Origin of the sequence: Vibrio sp. 10N.261.55.A7, from assembly GCF_002877365.1 — a bacterium.
Classification (GTDB): domain Bacteria; phylum Pseudomonadota; class Gammaproteobacteria; order Enterobacterales; family Vibrionaceae; genus Vibrio.
Genome location: NZ_MCWZ01000050.1, coordinates 1 through 1,495, shown reverse-complemented (window position 1 = coordinate 1,495; position 1,495 = coordinate 1). Strand labels below are relative to the sequence as shown.

At 40.2% G+C, this 1,495-nt stretch carries 1 protein-coding gene; it reads left to right on the top strand.

Annotated elements, in window-relative coordinates:
- The first annotated feature begins 635 nt into the window (after positions 1–635).
- Positions 636–1,409: a hypothetical protein gene (locus BCU12_RS04620; RefSeq protein ID WP_102403193.1), complete on the top strand. Its 774-nt coding sequence runs from the start codon at positions 636–638 to the stop codon at positions 1,407–1,409.
- Positions 1,410–1,495: the final 86 nt, after the last annotated feature.

The following is a 1,495-nucleotide window of genomic DNA, read 5'->3' as shown; positions in this document are numbered from 1 at the left end:
ATCATATACTTATGCGGCAAACATCACGGGAAAATGAAAGATTACATGAGGTTTGTAATCGTTAGAAAATAACTTATGTGTGTGTTTTCTTATAGTTACAAAACAGGATGTAATAAAGTCACTTATTAATAAGGGGGCCGAAATAAATAGATATTGGTGAGTCAGGGCTTATAAACACGATACAAATCATAATTATTAGTAATGCTATGATTTAAAAGAAATAGATTCTTATTTGTTCAGGGTGGTATATCGTGGTTAATATAAACAATCAGTTTGATATTGTAATGATCGCATATTACTCCAAATCCTCCAGATATATTGTAAGGGTACGATCGGTCAGATAAGTTTAATAACAAAACACCCAGTTAAGTAACGAAGCAGAAATTAAACGGACTATTGTTTTTTACGTTGTGTCTAAATGCTCTTGGGAAAGCGTTTTAAACGTCGGTGAAAGAAACCTTAATCTGTTGGCGAGTACTCTGACAACACCATCACTGATAGATGAAATCAATATTGGCAATATCGCGTTTTACATCACTATTATGAAAGTTGAACCGTGTTAGTCGGGTAAGTATATGAGATCATGTGCAATTATTAAGGTACTCTATTGCCCTACTCACGTTATGGATGACGTTATGTTTAAGCCTCAAATCATCATTGGATTGCTCGCCACCTTTGCATCGCTTCATAGCTATGCCGAATACCCAGACCTTGCTTTAACCACTTTTTCTGCTGATGGAAGTCAGGTTTCTGAGACTGATAATGCTGTTAAGTTGGCGATCGATCACAACCGATTTATTCCGCTTCGCTACAACGATGAGTTCAAAAAGCATGGCGCCTCTCTTTTTAAGGAAGTGGAGGAACTGAGTGATTTTGAACTAAAGGCTTATTTGAATTCTTCTTTAGTACGCGGCATACAGAATATTGCTGGCGAGTTCACTTGTGCTGCCTATCGCCATCTCTCCAATGAACCGACTGCCAGTTCTTGTCGTGGGCCCGCCGCTACTGCCAGTACGGTAAAGCTTGAAGGAAAGCCATTTCGAAATGGGCAGTATGTCACTAATCGGTTAACGACCATGATAGACAATCATTCAAAACCAGCCCGAAGCTATGACTTTTTTCTTCCCAGTGCACAGGAAAAATCGCTCCGTAGCTTTTGGGGGGCCGTTCATGAATTGGGTTCCTTTAGCACTGAGAAATTTGATGCCGAATCAATAGTGCTTACCGTTTACATTGACGCCTATGAGGTTGATGATGAAGGTGAACGAGGGGATATGATTGCCGAAAGACAGGCCGTTCTCGTTATTCTTCCGTCGCTATCTGATCTCTCTCAGAAAAAGAGTGAGAATGCGGCAAGAAGTTTTGCGATTCGCAATGCCTCCGTTTTAGTGCCTTTTTATGATGAATAAGGTGGCATGAAAGTGGTCGATAAGCGCTGAAAGTGCGGTTGTTTTAAGCAGCCATTTGTCCTGTTAAAGGGCGTTGTTGCCTAAAT